The sequence below is a fragment of the Herbaspirillum sp. VT-16-41 genome, assembly GCF_001994935.1.
In the GTDB taxonomy this organism is placed as follows: Bacteria; Pseudomonadota; Gammaproteobacteria; order Burkholderiales; family Burkholderiaceae_D; genus Herbaspirillum; species Herbaspirillum frisingense.
Genome location: NZ_MUXB01000091.1, coordinates 1 through 8677 on the forward strand (window position 1 = coordinate 1; position 8677 = coordinate 8677).

An 8677-nucleotide genomic window follows, 5' to 3' on the forward strand; every position below is an offset into this window, starting at 1 on the left:
TGGGAGCCAGCCGAGATAAAGCAAATTTTCGGATATAAGCCTAAAAGTAATATAGAAACCGACTTTTATGCCTAATCTTTGGGCGTCAGCTTTTCCAGCGGCTCTAGTATCAGAAGCCACGACTGCATAGTGGCGCGGAGGCTATGGATACTGGCGACGGTGTCGAAGGCAACTTCTGTGATGGTGTCCTCCCCCGTAGTAACGGAAATTCCGGCGCCGTTGATGACGGTGTGTGCCATACCGTGCAGTCTCAGCAATTCGTCGCGCAAACCATCCTCAGAGCGCAGCTGATCGACCATGTCGTCAAGCTGGTCGACCATCCGAAGGATGGCGGATGTATCGAACCCCTCCTCCAGTTCGGTTAAGGCCTGTGCATCGACTAGCCCGTATGCGCTCAGTGTAGTTCGGTGATGCATTGTCATGCTGCTCCTTCTGCGTCCTTAGTCGCTTGTTCCCTCGCGCGTTTTGCCGCCTGCCGGAACAGCGATTCTTTTAACCATGCCTCTGGCGGCCGTTTCAGGTCGAGATGGTAATTGCCAAACCGCTTGACCCCCGTGGTGCCGTACGGGCTCATGAACGCTGCATCTTCTACGGCGATGTTTTCACCCTCAGCGTACAGTTCTTGAATAATGCGCATCATGTCGACCGTGTTCTGCAAGATCACCGCCGACGCTACTAGATCAATATAGCGAATCCGCTTCTGCTGCTCATTCAGATCATTCTCCGTGATGACGTCACCCCCGAAGTCCAGCCATTTGGTGAATGCATGATAAGACTCGATCTTGTTCGTTGTTGCAGTGACCTCCTGACGCATTTCCTTCTGAGAAATCCAGCGCAAGAGATAGACCGTACGAAGAACTCGCCCCAGTTCGCGAGATGCCGCAAAAAGCCGGTTATGGCGACCGTCGTGGCTTAGCTTGCGCAATAGCATGGGTGATGCAACGCGCCCTTGCTGGATTGAGATAGCGACCTGCATGAGGTCCTTCCAGTGGTTCCGAATGAGCTTCCAGTCGATGACATCGCTAAATAGCCGATCAATGTGCTTATATCGTGTTCCTTTCTCCGCCTTATAGAATTTCAGATCCTTCCAGTTGCGGATTCGGGGCATCAACTGGATCCCGTTCAAGTACGTGAACGCAAAGACCACCTCCGATTGCCCGTGTGTATCCGAGTAGACCGTGTCTGGTTGCACACTCAGGCCCGCTTTAAGCAGCCCTTCGATCACATAGATTGCCTCCAGCATACCCGGCGGTATGAAGTGGCGGAAATTCGCAATGTAGTTGTCTGCAACATGTCGATACGCAACTGCACCCATCTTGCGGTACCGGAAATGCATACCCACCAGCATGTTCTGCTCGTAGAAATCATATTGCGTGCCGTCGGCGGCTACCTTTTTACCGTCGCCCCACAGTTTGGGCAGTTCCAGCCGCAGGTAGAGCTCGGTCAGGTCGCGGCAGGCGCTATCTAGCTGCTCAAGGCTCATGTGACGCTGATTGACATAGGAAAGCTGGTGAGGCGTGACGCCGTTGGAAAGGTGCCGTGCTGCCTGGTGCGGTCCCAGGTTGCAACCCATCGCGAAGACGGTGAGAAGATATCGCTCTCTCGCATTCCTCAATTTGGGGTCATCGCCTGACTGGGGCCCAAAATTCCGAGTAAAGCCGGTCCAGTGTTCGATATTAGCCAAGATATCGAGCAGATTACGCGGCACCAGACGATTTTCGATGGCCGCCTGGAGCGCGATGGCCGAAGCCGGGATTTCTCGTGCCGTGACTCGCCGCAATGTTGGTTCGCCATTGGGGCTGATTGTGACGTCACCTGCGTGATTGGGAAATTCGTTGTCGACTTGCGAACTGGTGTCTGCCAACAAATTCTTTAAGTGATCGACAAAGCTGTCGGCGGTGCTGGGGATGCTGATTCGATCGCAATAGTCAGCGAGTAGCGCCTCGCATTCGCTCCAGGGAAGTAACTGATCCCGATAATCAGCAAATGTGCCGGCACCCTCGATACACATGTCCCCGCTGCGCAAATCGCTGGCCAGGTGCGAGAAAACACACACCTCAAGATAACGCCGATTGGTGGGGTTCCCGAGGCCATGGGAGCGCCGCACCAGCTTGCGCCAGCGTTCCGACGCAAAGGATAGATCGACTTCGTCGCTGATCCATTCAGCCTTGCGATGTTCGTTTTCCAAAACGACTTCCAAGGCCTTCAACAGTGTTTTGTCTTGAGTGGCCGGGGTGAACACCAATACCTTAGCCATCTGGAACATCGCCGACCTCCATGATTTGTATGGTTTCCACAATAAAGGAAGATGATTGCCACCGCTCCACACGCGGATGGCCTCGCAGTCGCCTTGTAAGCGATCAAGGCTTCCATGTGGGGCCAAGAGTTCACGGATGCGTTTTCCTGTAGGGGCGTCCTCCAAGCCCTCAGCTAGAATCTCGACAACCTGTTCCAATGTGGCGACGAGATCCTCACTTAGTTCTCGTTGCTTGGCCTGCAGAACAAGTAGTTCCTCTCGGGCACTTTTGTGTATCGCGCCTATCCTGCGAATAAACATCTCGGCGATATCGTCACGGGCACCCACACGCATATGACATATCAAAGCAAGAATGAGGGTGTAGCGCTTTTGCGGCCGGTAGTCCTTCATTTCGGCGGCATCCAGAACAGCCGCACGCTCCGACAAATGTCGCAGCTTGTTAGCAGGCACATCGTGCAGCAGTTCGCTGGCATCGGGTAGCGACTCAAGCCAATTGAGTTGGTCAATTACGAGATCAAGATGCTTTCTGGAGGCTTTCTTTGCCGATCGCTTTATCTGATGATAGAGGGTTCTGCGCTGTGGCAAATCTGTTTCGAGCAGCCCGTCGAGCCAGCGTTTCTGCGTAGTTGAAAGACGCTTTCCTATCTCGGTATAAAAGATAGATTCTGCTCGCGCATGGGCCTGTTCAGCAATATTGTCCAGGGTACTGAACACCGGCAATTCGTATCCCAGCCGGACCAACTCTTCAATCGTGATGTTGATGATATCAACGCGCGTGTCCACGACAGCGGCTGCCCGTTCGGCGATGTCAATGGCAAGCGCCTTTGTCTTGACCTGGTCATAGGTCTTGACCCCGAGGAGAGCGCGTATCGCCTTGTGGTGTCGATAAGGAGAGGTGTCCGTGTCGGGATACGATATCTTCAACACCGGCTGCATCCCGAGGCAGGCCGATATATGCTCAACTACCTCGCCTGGAATGGAATCGATGGGCGGGAAATATCGGAGGAATTGAAAGCACTTCAGATTGACCAGCAACGCCAGCCTACGTGCTGGCAATCTGGCAAAACTCTGCGCCCATTCTGCTTCTTCCGGACGGGGCGTGAAGGTTGTCTGAAGGTCTTTAAGCGTGAGCGTCCGTGGAAATCTTGGATACGCGGTTCGTTCGATACTGGCCATGGTGCGAGGTTTCCTTGGCGGAGTCGTTCAAAGGCGAACTCATTGAGAGAGCGTAGTGAGATGTTGCGGCTTCCGGGACATTGCATCAGCCGCGACGTCATTGTCAATGGCAAGTTTTCACGCTCTCGCTTATCCTGAATACCTTGCTCTACCTCGCATCACGACATGAATAAATTATGGGCACGAGATGCACTAAACTGTGGCATGAAATGGCTCAAATCGTGGCTATCGGCCTATCAACTTTGTATATTTGGGATCCCTTGCCGGCCATGAAAAAACGTCAAACCTACTCAACCATCCTCGAACGCGGCGGCAAAGTCTCATGGCCGAAGGCATTGATGGACTGGAAGATTGGTCAACGAGTGTTCTTCTCCATCAAAGACGATGCTGTCGCAGTGACCACGCGCCCATCTCGCTCAATGAATGGCCGAATATTTTCCGCGCGCATCAGCCGAAAATTCAACAGTAAACACTTTTCGGCTAGCTGATAGCTACCAGCTAGTTCGAAATTGAGCCGGCTCAAGTTGCGAACGCAACTGCCCTTTAGTCACTAAAGGCGGGGAATTTCGCATGCGAAATTGGCCTCCGAGCCTGACCATATCTATTATCAAGAGGATCATGTGGGAAGAATTCTCGTAGTCGACCTGGAAGCGACCTGTTCGGATGACGGCAGCATCCCACCGGAAGAGATGGAAATCATTGAAATCGGCGCCTGCTGGGCCACCGAAGGTGGCGTGGTGCTTGAGCGGTTTCAGCACTTGGTCAGGCCGCTGGCGCGACCGATACTCACACCATTTTGCAAGCAGTTGATCGGCATCACGCAAGAAGAAGTGGATCAGGCACCACTGCTTCCCGTCGCCGCGCAGGCGCTGCGGGCCTTCGTCAACGACGTGGTGTCGTCAGATACCGTCTGGATGAGCTGGGGAAACTACGATCACAAGCAACTGACCAGGGACGCCCAGCGCCACGGGATCGCAATGCCCTTGACCATGCCCCACCAGAATGCCAAGCGACTGTTTGCGAAAGCCCAGCGCATCGGCAAGGAAGTGGGCATGGTCCGAGCGTGCGCGCTGAGCGGAATCAGCCGAGAGGGGAAACATCATCGCGGGTTGGATGATGCAATCAATATCGCCAAGCTGATGCCCTGGGTATTGGGACATGCCACGCTTGCGGACCAGCGTCAAGCCAGCACGGTTGTTTCGTAAAGGACCAGAGGATGTCATTCAACGTATTCATCGACACCGAGTTCACCGATTTTCTCGATCCGCAGTTGATCAGCATCGGCCTGGTCGCACAAAGCGGCGAGGAGTTTTACGCCGAGCTTCCCTACGAGGTTCGGGAATGCAGCGAATTCGTCAAGGCCGCCGTCCTTCCGCTCCTGGGATACGCACCACATGCGGAAATGACCAAGGATGAACTCTACCTGCAGATGACCAATTGGCTCAGGCTGGTACGGCCGAAGGACCAAGAAGTCTTCATTTGCTACGACTACCAGACGGATTGGGATCTCTTCTACGATGTGTTGGATGGACGGGTGCCGCCATGGTGTCGGCGCCGGCTTGTTGCTGACCGTATCAATGAGCTATTGCGGTACGAGTTCCACAAGCAGAATAAGCTGCCCGAGCACCACGCCCTCAATGACGCTAAGGCTAATTGCTACGCTTTTCGTGAATTGCCTCCAGCCTCTGCAGGAGAGACCATCGCATAGATCGTCAGGACAGCACTGGAGACGCTGCTAGAGCGTCATATTAGGGAATCGCAGCGTGAAGCGCGTTTTCCCCTGTGACGAGCGTACGGTGACGTTCCCCTGGTGGGCCCGCATAATGGCCTGCGTGATGGATAAGCCCAGTCCAGCGGAATCGGTATCAAGCTTGGTGCGGGACTTGTCTGCTCGGTAAAACCGGTCAAACAAGTGAGGAAGATGCTCCTCCGGGATTTCGGGGCCGTCATTCTCGACGGCTACCAGCACGTCGCCTTCAGACCTGACGATCGATACCGCGATGCTTCCAGCCGCTGGCGTGTAGCGCATGGCATTGGAGATCAGGTTGCTCAACGCGCGGCGGACCATCAAGCGATCCCCCCGGACGATGGCATCGCCCGTCAACTGTAGATTCACGCCTTTTTCTTCTGCCAAGGCATCATAGAAGTCTAAAAGCTCGGTAATTTCGTCCTGGAGCTTGAGCGGCTCATAGCTGGGCAGGCTGATACCGTTTTCCGTCTGGGCCAGGAACAGCATGTCGGAGATGGTTCTGGCGAGCCGCTGCAATTCCTCGGCATTCGAGGAAAGTGTGTCCCGGTAGGCCTCATTGGTGCGCTGCTGAGTCAAGACCACATCCGTTTGCGTGAGCAAGTTTGTGATAGGCGTACGCAGCTCGTGGGCGATATCGGTCGAAAAGTTGGTGATGCGATGGAAATCTTGCTGGAGACGTTCCAACATGGCGTTCAGCTTGGCCGCCAGGTCGGCGATTTCAACCGGCAAGGTCTCGATGGGCATGCGCTCCCCAAAGTTATGCGAAGAGACGGCTTGCACTTTGTCCGACATCGCTCGTAGCGGGGCTAAGCCGCGCCGGGCGGCCCACCAGCTGAGCAAGACCACAATCACCGCGGATCCCGCCACATACAAAATCAACGTCGTCTGGAAATTGCGCATGAAGTGGTCATGGATTTCCGTATCGACGGCAACAATGACTTGCAGTTGCTCGCTGCTTTTGTCGTCTTTCAAGTAGGCTTTAATGGCCTGAAATTCCTGATGCTGGCCTGCATTGACCGCGAACGAATGACCGCTGGCTACACGCTTGGCTGCCGCCAGGATTGGCTGGGTCGCGTCGGCAAGGGTCGAATACATAGGCCGGCCGTCGATCGAGCTGATGTGAACGAAAAAGCCCGGGTGGTTGTGCAATGCTTCGCCAAAGGTACTGGTGATGGCACCAGCACCGCGCTCGTTGACTACCATGCGGATGAGTTCAAGCTCCTTTTCTAGCAGCTGTTCGTCTTGGTCGGTAAAGTGCTTGGCCACGGTGGACATGATGAGCAGCCCAAGACCGACCAGGACGGCCGTAGATGCCAGCGCAAACAGCGCCGTGAGACGGACGGTCAGGGACCGTTGGCGAATCACGCGGCGCTCCCGGGCGCGTCAGCGTCATCCAAAATGTATCCCACCCCTCGTACTGTCAAAATCAGCTTGTGCTCGAAGCCGTCATCTACCTTGGCGCGCAGGCGCCGGATGGCCACATCGATGACGTTCGAGTCACTGTTGAAATTGATGTCCCAGATCTGGGAGGCAATCAGTGAACGAGGCAGCACCTCACTGCGACGCCGTGCCAAGAACTCCAGTAACGCAAACTCCTTGCTTGTGAGCACCAGCTTTCGGCCACCTCTGCTGGCGCTGCGTCGAGGGAGATCGAGCACCAAGTCTGCGACCGTCAAACGATCTTGCAGTACCACGTTGCTACCCCGGCGCAGCAAGGTGCGTACCCTGGCCAGCAGTTCAGAAAAGGCAAATGGTTTGACGAGATAGTCGTCTGCCCCCATTTCCAGCCCCTTGACCCTGTCGGAGACGCTATCCCGCGCCGTCAGGAACAAGACAGGGACCGTCTTTTGGGCATCACGAAGGGACTGGACGATACGCCAGCCATCCACGTCGGGCAGCATGACATCCAAGATGACCAGGTCATACGGCTCGGTCATGGCCAGATGGTAACCGTCCAAGCCATTTTTTGCCAAATCGACAACGAACCCGGCTTCGGTAAGTCCACGCTGAATGTATTCGCCCGTTTTGGGCTCATCTTCGACCACAAGAAGTTTCATTTTGAGAACACATAAGAAGATGGATACATGGTACGTCGAGTTCGCAAAGATGACGCAATCATTACAGGAATGTAATGCGCGGGTAATCCGACTGAGCGCCAGCGCTACTTATCATCAGCGCCATATCCCCATTTCGGAGAGTTTTATCCTATGTCGAGCTCATCGTTCCCTTTGAATTCCCGCCGCCGTTTTGTCAAAGGGCTGGCCGCTGGAGGTGTCCTTCTGGGACTGTCGTCGCGTGCCATGCAAGCGGTGGCTCAAGCTACCGAAACCACGGCGAGCCCCTCCGCAGCGCCCGTTCTTACAGGTAACGTGTTTGACCTGGTGATTGCGGAATCCCCTGTCAATTTCACAGGTAAGCAGACCGTCGCTACGACGATCAATGGCTCCCTGCCGGGACCTACCTTGCGCTGGAAAGAAGGCGAGATGGTCACGATCAACGTCACCAACAAGCTGCGCGAACATACCTCGATTCACTGGCACGGCATTATCTTGCCGTTCCAGATGGACGGTGTGCCTGGGATCAGCTTTGCTGGTATCGCCCCCGGAGAGACCTTCACCTACAAATTCAAGGTGAAGCAAAGTGGCACCTACTGGTATCACTCCCACTCGGGGATGCAGGAGCAAACCGGGATGTATGGCGCGATCGTCATCGACCCCATTGACGCCGGAAAAAAGCTGGCCGACCGGGAACATGTGATCTTGTTCTCCGACTGGATGGATGAAAATCCAATGTCCGTACTCTCCAAACTCAAAAAACAAGGGGATATCTACAATCTGAACCGTGTGACGGCTGGGGATTTTGTCCGCGACGCACGCAAAGATGGCGTGAAGGCGGCCATGGATAATCGTGCGATGTGGAATGAGATGCGCATGAATCCCACGGATTTGGGGGACTTGTCCGCAGCTGTTCTGACATTCCTCGCTAACGGCGTTACGCCCGCAGGCAACTGGACTGCATTGTTCAAGCCTGGCGAGAAAGTCCGCCTGCGCTGTATCAATGGATCCGGCAACACCTTCTATGACGTACGAATTCCTGGACTGAAATTGAAGGTGGTTCAGGTGGACGGTGTGGATATCGAGCCGGTGAGCGTGGACGAATTCCGCTTCGGCCCAGGCGAAACCTGTGACGTGATCGTCGAGCCCAAGGAAGATGCCTATACCGTGTTTGCGCAGACGATGGAGCGCAGCGGCTACGCTCGCGGCACGCTGGCCACGCGTGCGGGGCTCGCAGCACCGGTGCCGGCAGTCGACAAGCCGGAGTGGCTCAGCATGGGTGACATGATGGGCGACATGTCTTCCATGGCCGGCATGGATCATGGGGCCATGGGCCACATGAATCACGGTGCGATGGCGGGTATGTCGTCCATGAGCGGCATGGACTCGATGTCGAGCATGGATAGCATGGACAGTATGGATTCCATGGACGGCAAATCC

The 8677-nt window shown here is 55.1% G+C and carries 8 protein-coding genes; 4 read left to right on the top strand and 4 right to left on the bottom strand.

Annotated elements, in window-relative coordinates:
* Window positions 1-71: 71 nt before the first annotated feature.
* Both tnpC and BTM36_RS06885 read right to left on the bottom strand, forming a co-directional pair.
* Window positions 72-422 carry a Tn3 family transposase post-transcriptional regulator TnpC gene (gene tnpC / locus BTM36_RS06880; protein ID WP_077235685.1) on the bottom strand — a complete coding sequence of 117 codons (351 nt, stop codon included), beginning with the start codon at window positions 420-422 and terminating at the stop codon, window positions 72-74.
* Window positions 419-3433, bottom strand: a complete 3015-nt coding sequence (locus BTM36_RS06885; RefSeq protein WP_077235686.1) for a Tn3 family transposase — start codon at window positions 3431-3433, stop codon at window positions 419-421. Before BTM36_RS06885 ends, tnpC begins: the two co-directional genes overlap by 4 nt.
* Window positions 3434-3642: 209 nt before the next feature.
* On the opposite strand from BTM36_RS06885, the gene BTM36_RS06890 reads away from it, so the two are divergent.
* From BTM36_RS06890 to BTM36_RS06900, 3 genes are all read left to right on the top strand, one after another.
* Window positions 3643-3921, top strand: a complete 279-nt coding sequence (locus BTM36_RS06890; protein WP_139347095.1) for a hypothetical protein — start codon at window positions 3643-3645, stop codon at window positions 3919-3921.
* Window positions 3922-4053: 132 nt separating this feature from the next.
* Window positions 4054-4638 carry a 3'-5' exonuclease gene (locus BTM36_RS06895; RefSeq protein ID WP_077235691.1) on the top strand — a complete coding sequence of 195 codons (585 nt, stop codon included), beginning with the start codon at window positions 4054-4056 and terminating at the stop codon, window positions 4636-4638.
* 11 nt (window positions 4639-4649) lie between these two features.
* Window positions 4650-5141, top strand: coding sequence for a 3'-5' exoribonuclease (locus BTM36_RS06900; RefSeq protein WP_077235688.1), 492 nt, complete (start codon window positions 4650-4652; stop codon window positions 5139-5141).
* Window positions 5142-5168: 27 nt separating this feature from the next.
* Here BTM36_RS06900 and BTM36_RS06905 read toward each other — a convergent pair whose 3' ends face one another.
* Both BTM36_RS06905 and BTM36_RS06910 read right to left on the bottom strand, forming a co-directional pair.
* Entirely contained in the window at window positions 5169-6548 is a 1380-nt protein-coding gene (locus BTM36_RS06905; RefSeq protein WP_077235689.1) for a heavy metal sensor histidine kinase, read from the bottom strand.
* The gene (locus BTM36_RS06910) at window positions 6545-7240 is read right to left on the bottom strand and encodes a heavy metal response regulator transcription factor (RefSeq protein ID WP_077235690.1); all 696 of its coding nucleotides are present in this window, start codon (window positions 7238-7240) and stop codon (window positions 6545-6547) included. The genes BTM36_RS06905 and BTM36_RS06910 overlap by 4 nt, the downstream gene beginning before the upstream one ends.
* Window positions 7241-7390: 150 nt before the next feature.
* Between BTM36_RS06910 and BTM36_RS06915 the strand changes: the two genes are divergently transcribed.
* Window positions 7391-8677, top strand: a 1287-nt coding sequence (locus BTM36_RS06915) for a copper resistance system multicopper oxidase (protein ID WP_077235692.1), incomplete at its 3' end; no start/stop codon positions are given.

Bases quoted from the DNA above. Each gene is read 5' to 3' on its own strand.
- tnpC (WP_077235685.1), bottom strand. From the start codon at position 422: ATGACAATGCATCACCGAACTACACTGAGCGCATACGGGCTAGTCGAT.
- BTM36_RS06885 (WP_077235686.1), bottom strand. From the start codon at position 3,433: ATGGCCAGTATCGAACGAACCGCGTATCCAAGATTTCCACGGACGCTC.
- BTM36_RS06890 (WP_139347095.1), top strand. From the start codon at position 3,643: ATGGCTCAAATCGTGGCTATCGGCCTATCAACTTTGTATATTTGGGAT.
- BTM36_RS06900 (WP_077235688.1), top strand. From the start codon at position 4,650: ATGTCATTCAACGTATTCATCGACACCGAGTTCACCGATTTTCTCGAT.
- BTM36_RS06910 (WP_077235690.1), bottom strand. From the start codon at position 7,240: ATGAAACTTCTTGTGGTCGAAGATGAGCCCAAAACGGGCGAATACATT.